General features: G+C 65.9%; 24 protein-coding genes. 13 read left to right on the top strand and 11 right to left on the bottom strand.

The annotated features are described in order from the left end of the window. Positions 1-37 precede the first annotated feature (37 nt). Positions 38-1,627 (top strand): class I SAM-dependent methyltransferase, encoded by a 1,590-nt coding sequence (locus ACOHX0_RS08025; protein ID WP_420676162.1) that lies wholly within the window; start codon positions 38-40, stop codon positions 1,625-1,627. A 132-nt stretch (positions 1,628-1,759) separates the two neighbouring features. Here ACOHX0_RS08025 and ACOHX0_RS08020 read toward each other — a convergent pair whose 3' ends face one another. The 6 genes from ACOHX0_RS08020 to ACOHX0_RS07995 form a co-directional block, all read right to left on the bottom strand. Continuing rightward, complete coding sequence (locus ACOHX0_RS08020; protein ID WP_420676161.1) at positions 1,760-2,320, bottom strand: F0F1 ATP synthase subunit B; 561 nt, start codon at positions 2,318-2,320, stop codon at positions 1,760-1,762. A 4-nt stretch (positions 2,321-2,324) separates the two neighbouring features. Continuing rightward, positions 2,325-2,870, bottom strand: coding sequence for a F0F1 ATP synthase subunit B' (locus ACOHX0_RS08015; protein ID WP_420676160.1), 546 nt, complete (start codon positions 2,868-2,870; stop codon positions 2,325-2,327). A gap of 85 nt (positions 2,871-2,955) precedes the next feature. Further along, positions 2,956-3,180: a F0F1 ATP synthase subunit C gene (locus ACOHX0_RS08010; RefSeq protein WP_005636439.1), complete on the bottom strand. Its 225-nt coding sequence runs from the start codon at positions 3,178-3,180 to the stop codon at positions 2,956-2,958. A gap of 58 nt (positions 3,181-3,238) precedes the next feature. Further along, positions 3,239-4,042, bottom strand: coding sequence for a F0F1 ATP synthase subunit A (locus ACOHX0_RS08005; protein ID WP_420676159.1), 804 nt, complete (start codon positions 4,040-4,042; stop codon positions 3,239-3,241). Between the two features lie 40 nt (positions 4,043-4,082). Continuing rightward, positions 4,083-4,427, bottom strand: a complete 345-nt coding sequence (locus ACOHX0_RS08000; protein WP_420676158.1) for an AtpZ/AtpI family protein — start codon at positions 4,425-4,427, stop codon at positions 4,083-4,085. Between the two features lie 194 nt (positions 4,428-4,621). Next, a complete protein-coding gene (locus tag ACOHX0_RS07995) occupies positions 4,622-5,518 on the bottom strand; it encodes a DMT family transporter (protein ID WP_420676157.1) in 897 nt (298 codons plus the stop codon). Between the two features lie 83 nt (positions 5,519-5,601). On the opposite strand from ACOHX0_RS07995, the gene ACOHX0_RS07990 reads away from it, so the two are divergent. Then, positions 5,602-5,937: an ArsR/SmtB family transcription factor gene (locus tag ACOHX0_RS07990; RefSeq protein ID WP_420676156.1), complete on the top strand. Its 336-nt coding sequence runs from the start codon at positions 5,602-5,604 to the stop codon at positions 5,935-5,937. Positions 5,938-6,020: 83 nt separating this feature from the next. Here the strand turns inward: ACOHX0_RS07990 and ACOHX0_RS07985 are convergent, their stop codons facing one another. After that, the gene (locus ACOHX0_RS07985; RefSeq protein WP_420676291.1) at positions 6,021-6,923 is read right to left on the bottom strand and encodes a DMT family transporter; all 903 of its coding nucleotides are present in this window, start codon (positions 6,921-6,923) and stop codon (positions 6,021-6,023) included. Further along, on the bottom strand, positions 6,920-7,798 hold the full coding sequence (locus ACOHX0_RS07980) for a LysR family transcriptional regulator (RefSeq protein ID WP_420676155.1): 879 nt from the start codon (positions 7,796-7,798) through the stop codon (positions 6,920-6,922). The genes ACOHX0_RS07985 and ACOHX0_RS07980 overlap by 4 nt, the downstream gene beginning before the upstream one ends. Before the next feature lie 143 nt (positions 7,799-7,941). Here ACOHX0_RS07980 and ACOHX0_RS07975 point away from each other — a divergent pair, with 143 nt between their 5' ends. Next, positions 7,942-8,523, top strand: a complete 582-nt coding sequence (locus tag ACOHX0_RS07975) for an FMN-dependent NADH-azoreductase (protein ID WP_420676154.1) — start codon at positions 7,942-7,944, stop codon at positions 8,521-8,523. A gap of 267 nt (positions 8,524-8,790) precedes the next feature. Here ACOHX0_RS07975 and ACOHX0_RS07970 read toward each other — a convergent pair whose 3' ends face one another. Both ACOHX0_RS07970 and ACOHX0_RS07965 read right to left on the bottom strand, forming a co-directional pair. Continuing rightward, positions 8,791-9,318, bottom strand: coding sequence for a prolyl-tRNA synthetase associated domain-containing protein (locus tag ACOHX0_RS07970; RefSeq protein ID WP_420676153.1), 528 nt, complete (start codon positions 9,316-9,318; stop codon positions 8,791-8,793). A gap of 109 nt (positions 9,319-9,427) precedes the next feature. Beyond that, positions 9,428-11,335 (bottom strand): elongation factor G, encoded by a 1,908-nt coding sequence (locus tag ACOHX0_RS07965; RefSeq protein ID WP_420676152.1) that lies wholly within the window; start codon positions 11,333-11,335, stop codon positions 9,428-9,430. Between the two features lie 444 nt (positions 11,336-11,779). Between ACOHX0_RS07965 and ffh the strand changes: the two genes are divergently transcribed. From ffh to rimM, 8 genes are all read left to right on the top strand, one after another. Next, positions 11,780-13,315, top strand: a complete 1,536-nt coding sequence (gene ffh, locus ACOHX0_RS07960) for a signal recognition particle protein (RefSeq protein WP_420676151.1) — start codon at positions 11,780-11,782, stop codon at positions 13,313-13,315. Next, entirely contained in the window at positions 13,312-13,917 is a 606-nt protein-coding gene (locus tag ACOHX0_RS07955) for a GNAT family N-acetyltransferase (RefSeq protein ID WP_420676150.1), read from the top strand. Before ffh ends, ACOHX0_RS07955 begins: the two co-directional genes overlap by 4 nt. Positions 13,918-14,063: 146 nt before the next feature. Beyond that, positions 14,064-14,630, top strand: a complete 567-nt coding sequence (locus ACOHX0_RS07950; RefSeq protein WP_420676149.1) for a GNAT family N-acetyltransferase — start codon at positions 14,064-14,066, stop codon at positions 14,628-14,630. Beyond that, positions 14,627-15,160, top strand: coding sequence for a GNAT family N-acetyltransferase (locus ACOHX0_RS07945; protein ID WP_420676148.1), 534 nt, complete (start codon positions 14,627-14,629; stop codon positions 15,158-15,160). The genes ACOHX0_RS07950 and ACOHX0_RS07945 overlap by 4 nt, the downstream gene beginning before the upstream one ends. Before the next feature lie 55 nt (positions 15,161-15,215). Beyond that, positions 15,216-15,539, top strand: coding sequence for a chorismate mutase (locus tag ACOHX0_RS07940; protein ID WP_420676147.1), 324 nt, complete (start codon positions 15,216-15,218; stop codon positions 15,537-15,539). Positions 15,540-15,611: 72 nt separating this feature from the next. After that, positions 15,612-15,971 carry a 30S ribosomal protein S16 gene (gene rpsP / locus ACOHX0_RS07935; protein ID WP_420676146.1) on the top strand — a complete coding sequence of 120 codons (360 nt, stop codon included), beginning with the start codon at positions 15,612-15,614 and terminating at the stop codon, positions 15,969-15,971. Between the two features lie 4 nt (positions 15,972-15,975). Beyond that, a complete protein-coding gene (bluB, locus tag ACOHX0_RS07930) occupies positions 15,976-16,614 on the top strand; it encodes a 5,6-dimethylbenzimidazole synthase (RefSeq protein WP_420676145.1) in 639 nt (212 codons plus the stop codon). Positions 16,615-16,767: 153 nt separating this feature from the next. Next, positions 16,768-17,271 carry a ribosome maturation factor RimM gene (gene rimM / locus ACOHX0_RS07925; RefSeq protein ID WP_420676144.1) on the top strand — a complete coding sequence of 168 codons (504 nt, stop codon included), beginning with the start codon at positions 16,768-16,770 and terminating at the stop codon, positions 17,269-17,271. Between the two features lie 20 nt (positions 17,272-17,291). Here rimM and ACOHX0_RS07920 read toward each other — a convergent pair whose 3' ends face one another. Then, positions 17,292-18,284 carry an aminoglycoside phosphotransferase family protein gene (locus ACOHX0_RS07920; protein WP_420676290.1) on the bottom strand — a complete coding sequence of 331 codons (993 nt, stop codon included), beginning with the start codon at positions 18,282-18,284 and terminating at the stop codon, positions 17,292-17,294. A gap of 107 nt (positions 18,285-18,391) precedes the next feature. On the opposite strand from ACOHX0_RS07920, the gene trmD reads away from it, so the two are divergent. Both trmD and rplS read left to right on the top strand, forming a co-directional pair. Further along, positions 18,392-19,192: a tRNA (guanosine(37)-N1)-methyltransferase TrmD gene (trmD, locus tag ACOHX0_RS07915; protein WP_420676143.1), complete on the top strand. Its 801-nt coding sequence runs from the start codon at positions 18,392-18,394 to the stop codon at positions 19,190-19,192. Positions 19,193-19,501: 309 nt separating this feature from the next. Continuing rightward, a complete protein-coding gene (gene rplS, locus ACOHX0_RS07910; RefSeq protein ID WP_420676142.1) occupies positions 19,502-19,876 on the top strand; it encodes a 50S ribosomal protein L19 in 375 nt (124 codons plus the stop codon). Positions 19,877-19,884: the final 8 nt, after the last annotated feature.

The raw sequence follows: 19,884 nt of genomic DNA, 5'->3' as shown, positions 1-19,884 counted from the left end.
ACCCCACCGTTCCACCCCGGGTCAGGTAAGGCACTTCATGAACGACTGGACGTCCGGCTACGTCGCCGATCTCGACTACACGCACGACTTCTTCCAAGAACTCTCGCCCGCGAACATGGCCTTCTCCGCCGCCTCGCAAGGGCAGAAACACGGTTTGAAAAAGCCCGGTCTCACCTATTGCGAGCTGGGCTGCGGGCAGGGGTTTTCAGCCAACCTGCTGGCCGCCGCCAACCCGCACGTCCAGTTCCACGCGATGGACTTCAACCCGGCAATGATCGCAGGCGCGGCTGAGCTGGCCGCGGAAGCCGGGCTGGACAACGTCACCTTCCACGAACGCGCCTTTGACGATTTCGCTGAAACCCCGGGCCTGCCCGCCGCCTTCGACGTGATCGCGCTGCATGGCGTCTACAGCTGGGTTTCGCGGGAGAACCGGCAGCATATCCTCGACTTCCTGTCCCGGCGGCTGAAGCCCGGCGGGCTGGTCTACATCAGCTACAACGCCCTGCCCGGCTGGGCCGCGGCGCTGCCGCTCCGGCGCATTCTCGCGGACCGCGCAGCGCAGGGCAGCGGCCCGCTGGCGCCGCGGATCGGCGAGGCAGTGCAGTTTGCAACGCTGCTGCAACAGGCGGGTGCCGGCTATTTCACCGCCAACCCCTCGGCCACCACCCGGCTTGCCAAGCTGGGGGACATGCCCGCCAACTACCTGGCGCATGAGTTCTTCAACAAGGATTGGACGCCCTTCCACTTCGCCGATGTGGCGCAGGATCTGGCGGGCGCAAAGCTCAGCTTTCTCGGCGCGGCCAGCCCGCTCGACCGCATTGACGATATCGTGCTGACCGCAGCGCAATGCGAGATGCTCGCGGCGGAAGCGGACCCGGTGCGCCGCGAGGGGCTGCGCGACATCCTGGTGAATGCGCAGTTCCGCAGCGATCTATATGTGCGCGGCCGCCTGCCCCACACCCGGCGCGGCGCGGTCGGTGCCTGGTTCGAAACCCCGCTGGCACTGACCAAGCCCTACAATGGCGGCGTGCTGAAACTTCCAGAAAGCCAGACCGGCGAGCTGCTGGAGCAGGCACAGTACGGCCCGGTGCTCAGCGCGCTCTGCCGCGGCCCCGCCACGGTGCGGGAACTGCTCGATCAGGGCGTGTTCGGAGACATGGTCTGGGGCCGCATCACCCGGATGCTGACGCTGCTTTCGGGTTCGGGCCACCTCGCGCCCTGCCTGCCGCAGGTAGGGCTGGCTGAGCGTGCAGAGCGCTGCCGCGCCTTCAACCTCGCCGTCTGCAAGCGGGCCGAGGAAAGCGAGACCTACCGCTTCCTCGCGTCGCCGGTGACCGGCGGCGGCATCGCGGCGGACTGGTTCGAGCAGCTGTTCCTGCTCGCCCGCAGCGAGGGCCGCGAAACCCCGCAGGACTGGGCAGATCTCGCCTGGCAGATCCTCGCCCCGCAGGGCCAGCGGCTGCAACACGAGGGCCGGGTGCTGGAAACCGCAGAGGAGAATTTGGCGGTGCTGCGCGCCCGCGCCCATGCCTTCGCCGCCCGCCGCCTGCCGCTTTTCAAGAGCCTCGGGCTGACGCTGGAGGCCGAAAGGGAAACTGCTGCGGCGCGCGTCGAAGCGGTGGCCTGAGCGCAATACCGCAGCGCCCTGCCCTCCACAGGGGGGGCTTGAGCGGCGCGGGCTGCTGCACAGACGAAAAAACCCGGCCGCGAGGGCCGGGTTCTTCATTTCTGCCGGAGACGGCCGTGCATCTGCCGCTGCTTAGTGCAGCTTGGCGTCCACATCCGCGATCGCCGCATCGATCAGCTTGTTGGCCTCGGCTGCGGTCATCTGCTTGGAGATCACCTCATCCGCGGCCGCCACGGCGATCATAATCGCCTGGTCACGGACTTCCTTCACTGCCGATGCTTCTGCCGAAGCGATCTGTTCCTCGGCGGCGCTAACGCGGCGCGCGATGGCGGTTTCCAGATCCGCCTTGGCCTGGTCGGCCGCGCGGGTTGCATCGTCCCGGGCTGCGGCGACGATTGCCTCTGCCTGGGCCTGGACTTCCCTTTGCTTGCGCTCGTAGGAAGCCAGAATGGTCTGCGCTTCTTCGCGCAGCGCCCGGGCTTCCTCCAGCTCCCTGCGGATGGTCTCGGACCGGCCGTCGAGCTGTTTGCCCAGCAGGCTCGGAACCTTCGCCATCAGCAGGATGCCGACGAAGAGCAGGAACGCCAGCACCACCACGAAATCGGTGTTGCCCAGCGAGAAGAACGGGCCTTCAGCCGCCAGCGCCGGGCTGGCTGCCCCGAAGGTCAAGGAAAGAGCGAGAATGTTGCGCATGTCCTTATCCCTTCGTCCGCTCTGCAACTGCCTTTGCAATCGCGTCCTTTTCCGCCGACCCTCCGAGAGCGGCCACCAGGGCCTCTGCAGTGTCGGTGGCGACGGCTTTCACGCTTTCCAGCGCGCCCGCCTTGATTTCGGCAATTGCCTTCTCCGACTCGGCCGCCTTGGCGGCGATCTGCTCGTCGGCCTTGGCGATGGCCTCGTCCAGGTCAGCCTGGATTTCGGCACGGGTCTCGGCCGCGATCCGCTGCGCCTCGGCGCGGGCATCGGCCAGCGCCTGGTTGTAGGCAGCTTCGGCCTCGGCAGCCTTGGCCTTCAGGTCCTCGGCTGCGGCAATGTCGTTGGTGATCGTGCCCTGGCGCTCGGCCAGCACCGCACCGATGCGGGGCAGCGCGACGCGCGACAGGATCAGGTAGATTGCGACCAGCGTGATTGCGAGCCAGAAAATCTGGTTCCCGAAGGTCGAGAAGTCCAGCTGCGGCATGCCGCCACCGCCGTGCGCCGCGTCTGCTGCGCCCTGAGCTGCATCATTCGTATTAGATGCCATGTCGTCCTCCTTGGGAACTTGCCGTTACACCGGGCGGTGCGGGGTTCCGCACCGCCCGGCCGTAAGGAAAAAGGTTCCTAAGGTCTTAGACGGCGAACATCAGCAGCAGGGCAACCAGGAACGAGAAGATGCCCAGTGCTTCTGCAAATGCGATGCCGATGAACAGGGTTGCGGTCTGGGAAGCAGCCGCGGAGGGGTTGCGCAGCGCGCCGGCCAGGAAGTTGGCAGCAACGTTGCCAACACCCAGAGCAGCAATACCAGTACCCATGCCAGCCAGGCCTGCGCCGATGTATGCGAGATCGCCTTCCATTGTGATATCTCCTTACGATTGGAAGTTGATTGTAGAGTTCGGACCTTGCAGCCTGCCCTTAGTGGGCCGGATGCAGCGCGTCTTTCAGGTAGACGCAGGTCAGAATGGTGAACACGTAGGCCTGGATGAAGGCCACGAGAACTTCGAGTGCGTAGACCGCGGTAATCGCGAAGACCGGCAGGAATGCCCCTGCGCCCAGGGCGCCGGCAAAGCCTGCAAAGACCTTCAGAACCGCATGGCCCGCCATCACGTTACCTGCAAGACGGATGCAGTGGCTGACCGGGCGCACGAAGTAGGAAATCAGTTCGATCACCGCCAGAACCGGACGCAGCAGCAGCGGCGCGGAACCGACCCAGAACAGGCCCAGGAACTTAGTGCCGTGCAGCACAAAGCCGGTGACGGTCACGGTCACGAAGACCAGCAGCGCCAGCACGGCGGTCACGGCGAAATGCGAGGTGGTGGTGAAGGACATCGGGATCAGGCCCAGGAAGTTGGCCATCACGATGAACATGAACAGGGTCATGATGTAGGGGAAGAACTTGACGCCTTCCTTGCCGGTCACGTCCTCGACCATCTTGTAGATGAAGCCATAGGCCAGTTCCGCCACCGACTGGGCCCGCGAGGGCACGATGGCGCGGCGCGAGGAGCCCAGCACCAGCAGCGCAAACACCGCGGCAACGGCCAGCGCCATCCACAGGGTTACGTTGGTCGGGGTGTACCAAGCCACATGGTCACCGCCAAAGAGCGGCGTCACCTGGAACTGGTCCATCGGGTGGATCGCCAGCTTTGACTCCGCGGGAGTAAAAATCAGGCCCGAGACCAGCACCAGCGCCAGCGCTACGTAAAAGAAAATTTTGCCCATCAGTCCGCTTCTCCTGTCGCCGGCTGCCGATCCCGCCGGATCAGTCCCGGTCCTGCGCATTCTTGTCGGCCTCTTCGGCCAGTTTCTTCTCTTGGATCTCCTGCGCGCTGCGGAGCATCGTCTTCACCCCGGCCGCAAGCCCCAGAAATACAAACAGCACCATGAAAACCGGGAGCGTGCCAAACAGCAAGTCGAGCCCGTATCCGATGCCGAAACCGATCCCGAGACCGGCCACCAATTCGATCACCATCCGCCAAGCGAGGTTCGCCATCGAATAGTGCTGATCCGCGCGCGGCTTGGGCTCCTGGGCCTTACGCGCCGCCGCCAGCTTCTCCTCCAGCTGCGCCAGGCGCTGCTTTTGGTCGTCGTCTGTCACGGGCGCCATCCTCACGCGAAATCTTGGGAGGGTGCTAAGCCGGCGGGGCGCCAGAGTCAATTACAAGGATCGCCCCTGGATTTTCCGCGCAAGCACTTAAAAAGTAACGGATAAATATATCACACTGCGCTAGGCAGCCCGCCCGCGCGTTGCAAGCAGGCGCCTGGGACGGCCCAACGGCATATTCAACCGCCCGGTTGATCTTAGCCCGCGGGCGCTCCGGCCGGACGCCAGCGCAGGACACGCCCGTCGATCAGCAACAGCCCCAAGAGGATCGCCGCCATGCCCCAGAGATGCGCCGCCAGCAGCTCCTCCTGCAGGATCCAAGTCCCGAGAACCAGCGCCGAGACCGGCGCGATCAGCGTCGGCAGGGTGGTGTTGGTCGGCCCCACCTTGGGCAGCACCCAGTAAAAGGCGATGAAGGCGGCCGAGGTCAGCACGAAGCCGATCACAAACAGCGAAGCCCATGTCTCGGGCCGCGTCACCACCGGCAGCCCCTCGCGCCAGATCGCCAGCGGCGCAATTGCGGCGGTGGCGCCGGTCATCGCGATCGCCACCAGCACCACCGGCTCCATGTCGCGGAAGCGGCGGGCGATATTGACCGAGATGGCATAGCACAGCGGGGCCAGCAGCGTGATCAGCACCGCCCAGACCGCGGACGGCTGGCCGCTTGCCAGGATCGGCTGCGACAGGATCACAATGCCGCTGAAACCGCAGAGCACCCCGAGCGTCTTCAACACCGTCGCGCGCTCGCTGCCGGGCCAGAAATGCGACACCACCACGGCAAAGGCCGGGGTGGTGGCATTGACGATACCGGCGACACCGCTGGCGATATGCTGCTGGCCCAGTGCATAAAAAGCAAACGGCCCGGCATAGGTCAGCGCGCCAAAGCCGAACAACGCCAGCCAGCGCCCCGGCGCCAGCGGCACCCGCTTCCTCGCCGCCAGAACGTAGATCCAGCAGCCCAGCGCCCCGAAGCCGACCCGTCCCATCGAGACCGACAGCGGCCCCAGCTCGCGCAAGAGGATGGCGTTGAACATGAAGGACATGCCCCAGCCAATGCCGAGAATGAAAATTACCAGCCAATATTTCAATGCCACGACAGTTCCCCTGCCCAAAACGCGCAGCCTCTGCCGGATTTGGCAGATTGTCAAACTGCAGGGTGCTGGCTAGGAGTGAAGTCATGAGCGATCCTCTCGACAGCGTTTTTGCCGCCCTGGCCGATCCGACCCGCCGGGCGATCCTGACCATGCTGCTGGAGGATGACATGGCGGTGACCGACGTGGCCGAGCCCTTCGCGATGTCGCTTGCCGCTGTGTCCAAGCATCTGGCAATCCTGAGCCGCGCCGGGCTGATCGCGCAGGAAAAGCGCGGCCGGGTCAAATGGTGCAAGCTGCAACCCGACGCGATGCGCGCGGCCTCGGTCTGGATGCAGGGCTTCGGCCAGTTCGAGCCGGTGAACCTTGAGGCCTTCGAACGCTTCCTGGAAGCCGAGCTTGGCAGCAGCGAGGAACCCTGAGCCACGGGCGCCGGAAAATCCGATTTTTCCGGCCCGGAATTCGCGCCGAATTCCGGCTCCCGCAGCCGCCGCATGAGGCCCGCTCAGGCCTTGGCGCGGGAGGGGCGGGCGTCGCTTTCCAGCAGCATCACCAGTGCCAGCGCCGACATCGCCACCCCGATCAGCACCAGCCCTGGCGGCGCCCCGCGGCCCAAGCCGATTTCCCACAGGATCACCCAGCTGGGAGTCAGATAGGTATAGGCCATCACCTTGGCCGAGGGCAGCCGCATCGCCGCATATTGCAGCAGCACGAAGGTCGCGGCGCTGGCAAACAGTGCCAGGTAGAACAGCCCCAGCCAGACAATCGGCGGCAGCGCCAGCCAGTCGGTTGCAGCAATGTCGCGCCAGCCCAGCGCCACCAGCAGACCCGCGCCGGCAATCAGCGTGCCGAAGGTGAAGACCACCGCAGGCTCGCCCCGGTTCAGCTTGCGCACCATCGGCGTGTAGATCGCATGCAGCACGCAGCCCCAGAAATAGACGATCTCGCCCTGGCCGATCTCGAAAGCCGCCAGTGCTGCCAGGTCGCCGCGCAGGATCACCCAGACCGCGCCCGCAGCCCCGATTGCCAGCGCCAGCGCCATCCAGCGCGTGGTCACCTGCCTGAGCAGCAGCCAGCCGAACAGCGCGCTCATCACCGGCACCAGGGTGAAGACCGCCGCCGCGCTCACCGGTGCCGCGGTCCTGAGCCCGTAGAACATCAGCACGAAATACCCGCCGAACAGCCCGCCCAGCAGCAGATAGCGCCAGGGCGCCCGGAAATGGCTGCGCCTGAGCCCGGTGGTCGCTATCGCCGCCATGCCGATCACTACCGCGGCAATCCCGAAACGGGCGGCGTTCAGCGCCGCGGGCGCAATCTCATTCGCAACCATCACCCCAAGCGAGAACGACCCCGCCACCAGGGCGGAAAACAGCAGCATCGCAAGATGCCCCTTCAGTGCCTCGCTCAGAGCTGCCACTGTTTGGCCTGTTCTTTGAGGAAGCTGAGGAAAGCCTGCACCTTGGTGGTGCGGTGCAGGTCGACATGAGTGACCAGCCACAACGGCCCTTCCCACTCCTCCAGCGGCGCCATCATCTCCACCAGGTCCGGCTGCTGGCGGGCCTCCCAGGCGGCCATGAAGCCGATCCCAGCGCCGCTGTGTACCGCCCGCTGCATGGTAAAGCCGTTGGTGCAACGGAAGGCGATCGTCTCGGCCGGGGCATGCGCGCGCAGCCAGCGCGAAAACGGCGCCCTTGTGTTTTCGTCATCCTGGCCGACAAAGCGGTGGTTGGCGAAATCCTCCAGCCCCTTCAGCGGCCCGTATCTCTCCACATAACTCTTTGACGCAAAAAGCCCGATCTGCTGTTTCATGAAGGGCTGCACCACATTGTCGAGCTGATCCGGAACCGAGCCCGCCCGGATCGCCACATGCGCCTCGCCATATTCCAGCCGGAACAGCCGGTCGCCGGTCAGGTAGCGGATGATCAGCCCCGGGTGCATGTCCTGGAAGTCCTTCAGCGCGGGCACCATCATTGGCGCGAAAGACGCCAGCGACGTCACCACCAGCTCGCCCGAGACATCATCGCCCTGCCCCTTCAGCCGCCCGACCAGCTGGTTGAACTGATCATCGGTGGCCTGCGCCACCCGCAGCAGGTCCTGGCCCGCCTCGGTCGGCGTATAGCCGCGGGCGTGGCGCTGGAACAGCTTGATCCCGAGCCGCGCCTCGATGGCGTCGATATGGCGGATCACGGTGGCATGATGCACGCCCAGCACCTCGGCCGCACCACTGACCGTGCCCATGCGCGCCACCTGATAGGCGGTGCGCACCTCGTCCCAGTTATCCATCGGTCCTGTCCATTGCTCGGTTCCTTCCAAGACTGCGGCGCACACCTGCGCACAGGCGCACATTTCATGTGAAGAAAGCAGCATTGCGTTCGCAAATGCAATAGCCCATTTCTCTCCCAGCACATGAGCAAGGGAAAACCATCATGACCAAGACCGTTCTGCACATCGATTCCTCGGCCCGTCTCGAAGGCTCGGTCACCCGCGATCTTTCCGCCCGCATCACCACGCGTCTCGGGGCGCAGGAGGTGATCCGCCGCGATTTCGCCAGCCCGCTGCCGCTGCTGACCGAGGGCTGGGTTGCGGCCAATTTCACCCCGGCCGATCAGCGCAACGCGGAGCATAAGGCGCAGCTCGCCCTGTCTGACTCTCTGGTGGAGGAGCTGCAGCGCGCCGATACCATCGTGATCGGCACCCCGGTCTACAACTTCTCGGTGCCTGCCGCGCTGAAGGCCTGGATCGACCTGGTGGCCCGCGCCGGGCTGACCTTCAAGTACACCGAAAACGGCCCTGTTGGCCTGCTGGAGGGCAAGCGCGCGATCATCGCGCTGGCGTCGGGCGGCACTCCGGCTGGGTCGGAGATCGACTTTGCCACCAGCTACCTGCGCCACGTGCTAGGCTTCATCGGCATCACCGACGTTGAACTGGTCGCGGCCGATGCCATGGCGGTCGATGCCGACGGCGCGCTGAAGAAGGCCAACGACCAGATCGCGGCGCTGGCGGCCTGATTCGGCACCCCTATTGCACGCGAGGGCTGGAGGAAACTCCGGCCCTTTTTCGTGCCACGCAACGATACATGTTCAGCAAATGAGTTCCCAGCGCGGGACAAGGCCGAAGGCCGCCGCGCATCGTCGGCGCGCCCCTAAGCGGCGGCGATTTGGCCGAGGCTGGGCGGTCCCTCGATAGAGTGTACGGACTTGGCCGGGATAAACTCCCAGCAACGCCCGTTTGGATCGCCCCCGCGCGCGCCGCCGACGCGCGGCTCATCCCCCCCTTCAGACCCAGTTCACCGCGACGCCGGTCTTCTCGAAAAACGCCATCACATCGTCCCGCGCCATCACCACGGTGCGGTCGTTGACCAGCGGGTGCATGCAGATCACCTCCGCCTCCCGCGCCGCCTTGTCGAGGAAGAAGGCCACGCCCTTTTCCGCCCCGGTGATCATCGCCAAAGGGCTTACCGCGCCGGGGCGGATGCCGAGGTTCTCCATCAGCCGATCCGCCGAGCCAAACGACAGGTTGCCCGCGCCCAGCTCCCCGGCCAGCGCTTTCAGGTCGATTTCCCGGTCCTGCTGCAGGGTCACCAGGTAGTTCCGCTTCTTCTTGTCGCGCAGGTAGAGGTTCTTCACCCGCAAGGCGCGCTGCCCCGGCACCAGGTACTGCGCCTCCACCGCTTTGGCGTCCTCCACCGTGCGCAGCGGCACGTGTTCGTGCAGCGTATACGCCAGCCCCCAGCCGTCCAGCTGGCGCAACAATGCATCCGAGGTGACAGGCAGGCTGTCCTGAGAGGCCGAGGAGGCATCCATGATCTTACTCCGCAGTTCGGGTCCGAATTGCGGCGCAGATCACGCCGGATTGCCGCTGGATGCAAGGGGCGAGACGCCGCTTGCATCCAGTTTTGCGGCCTGCCGGACTTCAAGCCTCCGCGAAATCGGCGCGCCTGGCTTCCTCGTAGTGGTCGAAATCGGTGCTGAACCAGCCGGTGCCGCGGGTGGCGCTGGCGAGCGTGTTGCACAGCTGGTCCTGCGCCGCCATCGGCAAGAGCGTTTCGAAAACATCCCAGCCCGCGACACCGTCCTCGGCCTCGAAGCCCAGGATCTGGCCCTTCATGCCGCTCACCATTGGCACCAGCCCGCCGGTAAAGACCGAAGGCACATGGATCTGCACCCGCATGATCGGCTGCAGCAGGATCACTGCCGCCTCCGCCAGGGCCTCACGCACCGCATTCTTGCCCGCAGTGCGGAAGGCATAGTCGGAACTGTCGACCGAATGGTGCTTGCCGTCCTTCAGCGTGACGCGGACATCCACAACCGGGTGGCCGTTCAGCCCCTGCGCCAGCGCCTCGCGGGCGCCGGCCTCGACCGAGGGAATATAGTTCTTGGGCACCGCGCCTCCCTTCACCGTCTCCTCGAAGACGAAGCCGCTGCCGCGCGGCAAGGGCGCCAGCTCGATCACCACATCGGCAAACTGCCCGGCGCCGCCCGATTGTTTGCGGTGGCGGTGGTGGATCTGCACCGGTTTTCTGATGGTTTCGCGCAGGGCCGGCGGCACCGGCTGCTCCGCCACTTCAATGCCGAATTCCTGCATCAGGGTCTGGGTGATACGGCGCAAGTGAAGCGGGCCTTGCAAGGCCAGCAAAGCATGGCCCGAGGCCTCGTCCTGACTCACCCGCAGCGCCGGGTCGATCTCCGCCAGCCGCTCCAATGCGGCCGAAAGCCGGGCGTCGTCGCGTTCATGCGCGGGGGTGATCACCCGGCAGAAGGTCGAAGGCCGCGGCTGCGCCCAGTCCGGCAGCGGCGCCGGCCCGTCGCGGCCATAGGCGAAACCGAGGTTCAGGTGATCCGATTTCACCGCCTGCCCCATGTCGCCCGCCAGCATCGCGTTGCTGACCGCACCGCCGATGCCGGTGAGCGCGCCCAGCGTGGCACCGCCCAGCGGCGTGCCATTGCCCATGCCGCTCTCCATCGCGCGCACCATCACTGTCTTGCCCAGATGCTTGACAAGGTCCGCCATGCATCCAACCGCCACCACGCTGCCGTCCGGCGACAGCCGGTTCAGCGCCGCGTCCACGTCGGGCGCCTCGTGGCGCAGCGACTTCATCAGCCGCAGAATACCGTTGCGGTACTCGGCCGAGCCCATCAGCGCCGGGATCAGGTCATTTTGCTGCAGCACCTTGGTGGCCACGTCATAGACCTCATCCGCCATCACCTTCTGATCCTCGATCAGCTCCTCCAGCAGCGTGTCGTCAAAATCCGCCAGCGCCTCCAGCAGTTCGGTACGCGCCTCCTGCTCCCGGGCATACATCGCCACCGGCAGCTCGATCAGCGCCGAGGGCTCGCCCTCCCGGTACTGCCAGGCGCGTTCCGAAATCAGGTCGACCGCGCCCACCACCTGGCCGTCCTCGCGAATCGGCACCTGGCGCAGGATGATGTTGTGGCTGCAATAGGCCTGCAAGGCCGCCACGATTTCTGCCACCCGGCCAGTGGCCTGATCCATGCGGTTGAAAAAAATGAAGGCGGGGATGCCCGCCTCTTCCAGCTTGCGCAAGTAAGGCGCGCTCAGCACCGCAGCCCCGGCATCGGCCGGCACGCAAAGCACCGCCGCATCGCTGGCCGCCAGCGCCGGGCCTGCCTGCGCCAGGTTGTCGGCGCCGCCCGCGATGTCGATCGCAGCCCAACTCTCCCCCATGAATGAAAAAGGTTGCAGAGCGGCGACACCTGCAACCTCCTGACGTTTGCCCGGGGCACCGTCCAATTCGGCCAGCGCCCTGGCCAGTGACGATTTCCCGGACTGCGACGGCCCCAATATGGTAAAGACGCGCATGTTCTCAGTTCCTCCCTCGGCTGGTGTGCCTGCCCGGTAAGGAAAACCGCGCGCCCCTGCGGCGGCGGTGCTTGCCTGAGATGCGCGCTGCCTCGAAACGCGGAGGGCGGAGACTGCCATGCATAGCCGGAGCCTCTCACGAGAGACTCGGCCCAGGCAGGCGCCCGTTCTCCTCCATGTTCCGCCAGCCGCCCCCTTCCGTCAAGCCGCCCCGCGCGCTCTGGCCGCAAGACCACGGCGGCGGCGCAAAGGTTGACTCGCGGCCTGTTTCGGGGTAGCGCCTGCCCAAACATCCGGAAGCACCCGAGTCTTCCGGTCCCTGCCCCATGCCAGGGATCGCCCCCCACCAGCGTATCACGCCCGTGGGGGCATTTGCGCATGGATCGCATGTCCCCTACATACGGGGGGCGCCACAGGTGAAACCGGCTAAGGAGGCCGAGAGGCATGTTTGAAAATCTATCCGAACGCCTTTCCGGCGTCTTCGACCGGCTGACCAAGCAGGGCGCCCTCAACGAGGAGGACGTGAAGACCGCCCTGCGCGAGGTGCGCGTCGCCCTGCTTGAGGCCGACGTGTCGCTGGCGGTCGCGCGCGACTTCGTCAAGAAGGTGCAGGATCAGGCCACCGGCCAGGCGGTCACCAAATCGGTGACGCCGGGCCAGCAGGTGGTGAAGATCGTCCACGACGCTCTGGTCGGCGTGCTGCGCGGCTCGGAAGACCCCGGCAAGCTGAAGGTCGACAACCCGCCGGCGCCGGTGCTGATGGTCGGCCTGCAAGGCTCGGGCAAGACCACCACCACCGGCAAGCTGGCCAAGCGCCTGAAGGACAAAGAAGGCAAGCGCGTCCTGATGGCCTCGCTCGACGTCTACCGCCCGGCGGCGATGGAGCAGCTGGCGGTGCTGGGCGCGCAGATCGGCGTCGACACCCTGCCGATCGTGCCCGGCCAGAAGCCCGTCGATATCGCCAAACGCGCCAAGCAGCAGGCGGCACTGGGCGGCTATGACGTCTACATGCTGGATACTGCCGGCCGTCTGCACATCGACGAGACCCTGATGCAGGAGGTCGAGGACGTCCGCAACGTGGTCTCCCCGCGCGAGACCCTGCTGGTGGTCGATGGCCTCACTGGCCAGGTTGCGGTGGAAGTCGCGGAAGAGTTCGACGCCAAAATCGGCATCTCCGGCGTGGTGCTCACCCGGATGGACGGCGACGGCCGCGGCGGTGCGGCGCTGTCGATGCGCGCGGTCACCGGCAAGCCGATCCGCTTTGTCGGCCTGGGCGAGAAGATGGACGCCATCGAAACCTTCGAGCCGGAGCGCATCGCGGGCCGCATCCTCGGCATGGGCGACATCGTGGCCCTGGTCGAAAAGGCGCAGGAAACCATCGAGGCCGAACAGGCCGAGAAGATGATGAAGCGCATGATGAAGGGTCAGTTCAACATGAACGACCTGAAGATGCAGCTGGAGCAGATGCTCCAGATGGGCGGCATGGAGGGCATGATGCAGATGATGCCCGGCATGGGCAAGATGGCCAAGCAGGTGCAGGACTCCGGCATGGACGACAAGGTGCTGACGCGCCAGATCGCCATGATCCAGTCGATGACCAAGAAGGAACGCGCCAACCCCGCGCTGCTGCAAGCTAGCCGCAAGAAACGCATCGCGGCCGGCTCCGGCATGGAAGTGTCCGACCTCAACAAGCTTCTGAAAATGCACCGGCAGATGGCCGATGTGATGAAGAAGATGGGCAAGATGGGCAAGGGCAAGATGCTGAAACAGGCCATGAAGGGCATGTTCGGCAAAGGCGGCGGCATGCCCGGTATGGACGGCATGGACCCCAGCCAGATGGACCCCAAGGCACTGGAAGCGGCGGCCAAGGCGATGGGCGGCGGCAAGGGTCTTCCCGGTGGCATGCCCGGCGGCCTGCCCGGTCTCGGCGGCGGCATGGGCCTGCCCGGCGGCCTCAGCGGTTTTGGCAAGAAGAAGTGACCAATCAGGCGGCAAATCCCTGGGAGGTTCCCGCCTCCGGCCCGTCTGCCGCGCTCGCGCGGCAGACGGGCAGCCATGTGCCGCGGATCGAGAGCGCGCGCCTAGTGCTGCGCGCGCCCCGGCTGGAAGACTTTCCGGCCTATGCCGCCATCCTGATGTCAAACCGCGCCCGCCATATGGGCGGCCCGTTCAGCCGCCGGGACGCCTGGCTGGATTTCACCCAGTACATCGCGGGCTGGCAATTGCGCGGCGCCGGCATGTGGGCGGCTGAGCATCGTGAAACCGGTGCCGTCGCCGGGTTCTTTTCCGCCGGCATGGAATATGGCGATCACGAGCACGAACTCGGTTACCTCCTCGCCGACCGGTTCGAGGGCCAGGGTCTCGCGGCCGAGGCCATTGCAGCCGTGCGCGACTTCGCTCTTTCGGCACTGGAGCTGCCCTCGCTGGTGAGCTACGTCGACCCCGGCAACTCGCGCTCTGCACGCGCCGCGGAACGCACCGGCGCATCGCGCGACAGCGATGCCGAAGCCGCCTTTGACGCGCCGGTGCTGGTCTTCCGCCACGCGCTCCCGAACCGCAGCGGGATGGAGGCGAGCACATGAGCGTCCATCAGTTTCACTCCAGGCACCCCCGCCAGGCTGCGGAAAGCCGCGGCTTAACCGAATGTTACGCAGAACCCCGCATACTCCCGGATTACCTAGCTCAATCACCCGCCGGTCCCAGCGCCCGGCTGGCGAAGGGAGATGTTATGTCTGAAAATTTCCACCGCTTCGCGCGGCTGATCTCGCCCCGGCTGCTGCTGGTCTCGCCGGCCGAGCCCGGTTTCGACGCCAACGAAGCCTTCCTGGACCCCGATGCGCCCCGCTTCTTTGAGGCGTCGGACGATCCGGACTCGCTCTGGTGGTCGATTGCCTCGATCATCGGCCACTGGCACCTGCGCGGCTACGGGCTGTTCGTGGTGATTGAACGCAGCAGCGGCGATCCCGTGGGCCTCGTCGGCCCCTGGTTCCCCAAGGGCTGGCCCGAACCCGAACTGTCCTGGCACCTGACCGAAAACGCCCGCGGCAAGGGCTATGCCAGCGAAGCCGCGGAATGCGTGCTGGAATGGCTGTTCTCGGCGCAGAACTGGGGCACCATCGTCTCTTACATTCCCGAGGAGAACGAACCCTCCATCGCGCTGGCCCGCCGCATCGGTGCCCAGCCGGAAGAACCGGTTTCCTTCCGGCTGCAGCCGGCCCCAAATATCCGCGCCTGGCGCCACGACCGGGACCGCTACTGCCACGCCCAGATTGCCGCGGCGCGGGTGCTGCAATGACACAAGCCGCCGTCCAGTTCTCCGTGCCCTGCGTGGAAACCGCCCGCCTGATCCTGCGCGCTCCCGAAGCCGCGGATTTCGAGGCGCACGCCGCCTTTATCGCCTCGGAGCGCAGCCGCTTCGTCGGCGGCCCGCAGCCGCGCGAAGACGCCTGGCGCGGCTTCTGCGGCAGCGTCGGCCACTGGGCGGTGCGCGGCTATGGCATGTGGGTGATCGCGGAGCAGGACGGCAATGTACCGCTGGGCCGGGTGGGATTCATCAATCACGAAGGCTGGGACGAGCCCGAGCTGGGCTGGCACGTCTATGAGGGCGCCGAGGGCAAGGGCATCGCCTATGAGGCCGCACTCGCCGCCCGGGCCTATGGCGCACGCCACTTCTGGCTCGACGGAGTGATTTCCTACATCGATCCCGCCAACACCCGTTCCCTGAAGCTGGCCGAGCGGCTTGGCGCGCGGTATGAGCGGGACGGCGAAGTGATGGAGACGCCCTGCCAGGTCTGGCGCCACCCGCATGAGGGGGAGGCCGCCTGATGTACTGCCTTGCCGGACCGGCCCGCCCCGGAATTGCTGCCTTGCGGAGGAACAGATGACGACAGCCACCCAAGACGCGGCCGCGCAGGACGCCGTTGCCCGTGCCGCCGAGCTGCTGAAGGAACACCGCGAAAGCATCGACCGGCTCGACGCGATCCTGGTCTACACCCTGGGCGAACGCTTCAAGCACACCCAGGCAGTGGGCCGGCTCAAGGCCGAACACAAGCTTCCCCCGTCCGATCCGGCCCGCGAGGCGGCCCAGATCGCACGGCTTGAAGACCTGGCGGAACAGGCCCATCTGGACCCGGAGTTCGCCAAGGCATTTCTTAACTTCATCATCGATGAAGTGATCCGCCACCACAACAAACACCGGGAATGATCCCGGCATAACAGCACACAACAGGACAAACCGGGGCTTCCCCGGGAAACGCCATCAAAGGAGACTGAACCCATGGCAATGAAAATCCGTCTGGCCCGCGGCGGCTCGAAAAAGCGTCCCTTCTACCGTATCGTGGCGGCCGACAGCCGCATGCCGCGCGACGGCCGCTTCCTCGAGAAGCTGGGCACCTACAACCCGCTGCTGCCGAAAGATTCGGAAGACCGCGTGAAGATGGACGCCGAGCGCGTGCAGTACTGGCTCGACCAGGGCGCCCAGCCGACCGACCGGATCGCCCGCATGCTGGAAGCCGCAGGCGTCCGCAGCAAGGCCGAGCGCAGCAACCCCAAGAAGGGCACCCCGGGCAAGAAAGCCCAGGAGCGCGCCGAAGAGAAAGCCGCCAAGGCCGCCGAAGCGGCCGAAAGCGCGGAATAATTCGGTGGAGCTGCGGGGCGCTTTTCCCGAGGGTTTCCGCAGCCAGCTGGACCTTCTGATGCGGCTCCGGCGCGATGTGCGCCGGTTCCGCTGCGACCCGGTGGAGGAGGCGGTGCTGGCGCGCTGCCTCGCCGCCATCCCGCTTGCCCCCTCGGTGGGGTTGAGCGAACCCTGGCGCATCCTGCGGGTGGACAGCGAACCCGCCCGCGCCGCTGCGCTCGAGAACTTTGAGGCCGCCAACAGCCGCGCTCTGCAGGGCTATTCCGGCGCACAGGCGGAACGCTACGCCGGGCTCAAGCTTTCGGGCATGCGCGATGCGCCGGTGCAGCTGGCGATCTACTGCGACGATGAAACCGCGCAGGGCCATGGGCTCGGCGCCGCCACTATGCCGGAGATGCGCCGCTTTTCGGTGGTGACCGCGATTACCCTGTTCTGGCTTGCGCTGCGCGCCGAAGGCCTCGGCCTTGGCTGGGTGTCGGTCCTGGATCCCGGCCAGCTGAACCGCGATCTCAGCGCGCCCGCAGGCTGGACCCTGATCGGCTATTTCTGCATCGGCTACCCGGAACGGCTGTCGGACACGCCCGAGCTTGAAGAGCAGGGCTGGGAAAACCGCATCGCCGCCCTGCCCATCGAGACCCGCTGAGGCCGCCGGTGGGACGGTTGATCCGGCTTGTATTTTTTGTTGCAGTGGCCTTTACCGCTGGCATCTTCGCCGAACGCAACAACCAAGGCGAACGCTGCGAAGCGGCCGGCGGCAGCTGGCAGCGCGAGGGCTTCTGTGCAAGGGAATGAGACCATGAGCGAACTGATCTGCGTCGGTGTGGTGGCAGGCGCTTTCGGCGTCCGCGGCGAAGTGCGCCTGAAAAGCTTCTGCGCGGTGCCGGAAGAGATTGAAAGCTACTCTCCGCTGACCAGCGAAGACGGCAGCCAAAGCTACACGCTGACACTCACCCGTCCCGTCAAGAACGGTTTCGCCGCCATTCTCGGCGGCGTCCAGACCAAGGAAGAGGCGGACGCCATCAGGGGCCTGCAGCTTTTCGCCCGCCGCGACCAGCTGCCCTCGCTGCCGGATGATGAGTTTTATCACGCCGACCTGATCGGGCTGGAGGTGCATGACACTGGCGGCACCTTGCTGGGCCGGGTGAAATCGGTGCAGAACCACGGCGCTGCCGACCTGCTGGAAATTCACGGGCCCGGATTGAAGGCAACCGTGCTGCTGCCCTTCACCAGGGCCGCGGTGCCCACAGTGGACCTCGCCCAGGGCCGCATCGTCGCCGACCCGCCGGAAGGGCTGTTCTGACAGCGGCGCCTCCCGGCAGCTCAGCCGGGTTCATCGGCGAGCAGCGATTCGTACACCCGAACCAGCGCCTCCGCGAGCCGCATGCTTTTTGCCTCCAGCGGCCAGGCCGGACCGGTGAGCCGCAGCCAGGAGCTATACACCTGCAGGGCAAAAAAGAACCGGAACAGCAGATCGCTGGTCAGCTCCGCGCCATAACCGTCCTGGAAAGCGTCCCAGTCCGCCTGCCCTACCAGCCCGTATCCGGGTTTGCGGCCGCCGTTCGCAAGCTGGTCGGGGCAGTTTGCCAGCCATATCTTGACAAGGTCGCGCTGCGGAAAAGCCTCCTTGTGGTTTGAAAAGTCGATGAAGGAGACGGTTTCCCCGGACATCAGAATATTACGCAGATGAAGGTCGCCATGTTCCACGGCGCCGGCATAGCTATGTCCACGCGCCCGCCGGCCCGCCCGGTGCAAATAGGCGCAGAGGCCCAAAAACTTGTTGGGCTTCGGCAACCGCAGCCGGCCGTCCCGCACGGCCACGGCCCGGCCGGACACTTTGGCAAGGAAAGTCTTGGGCCAGAACTTTCTCCCGCCCACTTCGGACACCCTGTGCAGAGCCGCAACTGCATGCCCGATTCGCCGCAGCACATCGCCTCTGCCGCCGATCCCGTATTCTGTCATCGCCAATTCGCGGAAAGCGGTGTCCCCTGGGGCAAATTCCATAAGGACGAAAGGCTTTTGCGGGTCGTGCCAAAGAATGCCCGGCGCCGAGACACCAGGCACGGGCTTAAGACCGTCCGCGGCTGCCTTGTGCCGTTCCAGGTATTGCCGGAAGCGCCCCGGGCGGCTCCCGGCAAATTCCGCGCGCAGGACGAAGCGCTCTCCGCCGGCGGACCTTACCTCCAGCGCGCAGCGGCGGTCTTCCTTGCTGCTGTGCACCTGCATCCTGCGGAAACTGGCCCCGGCCGCGGGCACCCCCAGACTGGCGGCTGCCTGCGGCCAGAGCGCGCGGGTACGGGCTGCGACGTCCTCCATCACAGCATACCGGCCGCGGTCCAGCGCTGCGGAGGACCTGTCTGAACTCATGCAATCTCCAAAAGCTTTTTATTGCGCGCAGAACTGGCTCGACTAAACACACCCTCATGAGTGCACCAAATAAATCCCACGGCCGCAAGGCCATCCGCCCCACGTTGACCCCGCGCGAGCTGATCACGCCGACGCCGGATCTTGCCGGCGTGTGGAAGGCGAAGATCATTACCCTGTTTCCTTCCGCCTTTCCCGGGGTCCTCGGCGAAAGCCTCACCGGCAAGGCGTTGCAGGAGGGGCTGTGGCAGCTGGAGACCGTGGACCTGCGCCAATTCGGCATCGGCAAGCACCGCAATGTCGATGACACCCCCGCCGGCGGCGGCGCGGGTATGGTGCTGCGGGCCGATGTGCTGGGCGATGCGATCGAGCATACGATGGCGGGCACCGGCGGCAACTGGCCGCTGATCTACCTGTCGCCGCGCGGTCGGCGGATGGATCAGCAGATGATGCAGAATTTCGCCCGCTGCGACGGGCTCACCCTGCTCTGCGGCCGTTTCGAGGGCGTCGACGAGCGGGTGCTGGAGCACTACGGCATCCAGGAGGTGAGCCTCGGCGATTTCGTGATGACGGGCGGCGAGATTGCCGCGCAGGCGCTGATCGACGCCACCGTGCGGATGCTGCCCGGCGTGCTCGGCAACCAGGCCTCGGCCGAGGAGGAGAGCTTTTCCTCCGGCCTCTTGGAGCATCCGCAGTATACCCGCCCGGCCGAATGGCAGGGCCGCGCCATCCCCGAGGTGCTGATGTCCGGCCACCACGGCAAGATTGCCGAATGGCGCCATGGCATGAGCGAGGAGATTACCCGGGAGCGGCGCCCGGACCTCTGGCAATCCTATCAGGACGCGAAGTCCAGGACCTGAGCCAGCCGCGCCCGGGAGTGGCCCGTCCACGAAAGGCCGCCCTGGGCACGATAGCCCTTGATTTGCGGCGCCCGCGGCCGTATGAAGCGCCGGTCTGGATTCGCTTGCGCGGCTCCGGGCCCTTTTGCGGTTTGCCACTCAAAGCTGCCCGGCCTTCTTCGGCCCCTCCCAGCCGGTGTGCCGCAAGACCCAAGAAACGAACGGCGTGATCTCTGGCGGGCCGCAAGGCGGGACCCGGTGAAGACCAGGAGCTCTCATGACGGCAGAAACCTCCGCGGCGTGAACCGCGGGCAGATTAGGAGAGTTGCGATGGACTTGATCGCACAGCTGGAGGCGGAACAGATCGCCGCCCTGGGGAAAGAGATCCCCGACTTCAAAGCCGGTGACACCATCCGTGTCGGCTACAAGGTGACCGAAGGCTCGCGCACCCGCGTGCAGATGTACGAAGGCGTCTGCATCAGCCGCAAGAACGGCGCAGGGATTGCCGGTTCGTTCACCGTCCGCAAAATTTCCTTCGGTGAAGGCGTGGAGCGCGTGTTCCCGCTCTATTCGACCAACATCGACAGCATCACAGTTGTGCGCCGCGGCCGCGTGCGCCGCGCCAAGCTGTACTACCTGCGTGCGCGCCGCGGCAAATCGGCACGGATCGCGGAAGACGCGAACTACAAGCCCAAGAAAGCCTGAGGAGCGGT

This window comes from Cribrihabitans pelagius (genome assembly GCF_048820915.1).
Lineage (GTDB): Bacteria > Pseudomonadota > Alphaproteobacteria > Rhodobacterales > Rhodobacteraceae > Cribrihabitans_A > Cribrihabitans_A pelagius.
The sequence above is the reverse complement of the archived record's forward strand: the minus strand, read 5'-3'. Positions and strand labels throughout refer to the sequence as shown.

What these genes read in the sequence shown, in the direction of transcription:
- ACOHX0_RS07975 (WP_420676154.1), top strand. Translation starts at nt 7,942, where the DNA reads ATGACCAAGACCGTTCTGCACATCGATTCCTCGGCCCGTCTCGAAGGC.
- ACOHX0_RS08025 (WP_420676162.1), top strand. Translation starts at nt 38, where the DNA reads ATGAACGACTGGACGTCCGGCTACGTCGCCGATCTCGACTACACGCAC.
- ACOHX0_RS07945 (WP_420676148.1), top strand. Translation starts at nt 14,627, where the DNA reads ATGACACAAGCCGCCGTCCAGTTCTCCGTGCCCTGCGTGGAAACCGCC.
- ACOHX0_RS07990 (WP_420676156.1), top strand. Translation starts at nt 5,602, where the DNA reads ATGAGCGATCCTCTCGACAGCGTTTTTGCCGCCCTGGCCGATCCGACC.
- trmD (WP_420676143.1), top strand. Translation starts at nt 18,392, where the DNA reads ATGAGTGCACCAAATAAATCCCACGGCCGCAAGGCCATCCGCCCCACG.
- ACOHX0_RS08005 (WP_420676159.1), bottom strand. Translation starts at nt 4,042, where the DNA reads ATGGGCAAAATTTTCTTTTACGTAGCGCTGGCGCTGGTGCTGGTCTCG.
- ACOHX0_RS08020 (WP_420676161.1), bottom strand. Translation starts at nt 2,320, where the DNA reads ATGCGCAACATTCTCGCTCTTTCCTTGACCTTCGGGGCAGCCAGCCCG.
- ACOHX0_RS08000 (WP_420676158.1), bottom strand. Translation starts at nt 4,427, where the DNA reads ATGGCGCCCGTGACAGACGACGACCAAAAGCAGCGCCTGGCGCAGCTG.
- ACOHX0_RS07970 (WP_420676153.1), bottom strand. Translation starts at nt 9,318, where the DNA reads ATGGATGCCTCCTCGGCCTCTCAGGACAGCCTGCCTGTCACCTCGGAT.
- ACOHX0_RS08015 (WP_420676160.1), bottom strand. Translation starts at nt 2,870, where the DNA reads ATGGCATCTAATACGAATGATGCAGCTCAGGGCGCAGCAGACGCGGCG.
- rimM (WP_420676144.1), top strand. Translation starts at nt 16,768, where the DNA reads ATGAGCGAACTGATCTGCGTCGGTGTGGTGGCAGGCGCTTTCGGCGTC.
- ACOHX0_RS07980 (WP_420676155.1), bottom strand. Translation starts at nt 7,798, where the DNA reads ATGGATAACTGGGACGAGGTGCGCACCGCCTATCAGGTGGCGCGCATG.
- rplS (WP_420676142.1), top strand. Translation starts at nt 19,502, where the DNA reads ATGGACTTGATCGCACAGCTGGAGGCGGAACAGATCGCCGCCCTGGGG.
- ACOHX0_RS07965 (WP_420676152.1), bottom strand. Translation starts at nt 11,335, where the DNA reads ATGCGCGTCTTTACCATATTGGGGCCGTCGCAGTCCGGGAAATCGTCA.
- ACOHX0_RS07950 (WP_420676149.1), top strand. Translation starts at nt 14,064, where the DNA reads ATGTCTGAAAATTTCCACCGCTTCGCGCGGCTGATCTCGCCCCGGCTG.
- rpsP (WP_420676146.1), top strand. Translation starts at nt 15,612, where the DNA reads ATGGCAATGAAAATCCGTCTGGCCCGCGGCGGCTCGAAAAAGCGTCCC.
- ffh (WP_420676151.1), top strand. Translation starts at nt 11,780, where the DNA reads ATGTTTGAAAATCTATCCGAACGCCTTTCCGGCGTCTTCGACCGGCTG.
- ACOHX0_RS07940 (WP_420676147.1), top strand. Translation starts at nt 15,216, where the DNA reads ATGACGACAGCCACCCAAGACGCGGCCGCGCAGGACGCCGTTGCCCGT.
- ACOHX0_RS08010 (WP_005636439.1), bottom strand. Translation starts at nt 3,180, where the DNA reads ATGGAAGGCGATCTCGCATACATCGGCGCAGGCCTGGCTGGCATGGGT.
- ACOHX0_RS07920 (WP_420676290.1), bottom strand. Translation starts at nt 18,284, where the DNA reads ATGGAGGACGTCGCAGCCCGTACCCGCGCGCTCTGGCCGCAGGCAGCC.